Origin of the sequence: Paraburkholderia sp. BR14312 (assembly GCF_040948675.1) — a bacterium.
GTDB lineage: Bacteria > Pseudomonadota > Gammaproteobacteria > Burkholderiales > Burkholderiaceae > Paraburkholderia > Paraburkholderia nodosa_A.
Map to the genome: position 1 here is coordinate 1 of NZ_JBFPKI010000116.1, position 210 is coordinate 210.

Below are 210 nucleotides of genomic sequence, written 5' to 3' on the forward strand. Positions count from 1 at the left end.
GTCGGCTCATCGCGTCGCTCCTTGCGGCACCACCCCTGGCATTCGGGCCATGCGGGTCAGATTGCTCGCAACCATCGTCAGCTTGAAGTGCTGGTCGACGCGCTTGATGCCGCGATAGACCGTCTGCCGGATCCGTCCGATGGTCTTGCCCCAGCCGAAATGCTCTTCGATTCGTTTGCGGATGATCTGGCTAATCCGGTAGCCCGCATG

The 210-nt window shown here is 61.4% G+C and carries 1 protein-coding gene; it reads right to left on the bottom strand.

The genetic code is table 11. The features are described 5' to 3' along the window. Positions 1–6 precede the first annotated feature (6 nt). Positions 7–210, bottom strand: a 204-nt coding sequence (locus AB3X98_RS42250) for a transposase (RefSeq protein WP_368610461.1), incomplete at its 5' end; no start/stop codon positions are given.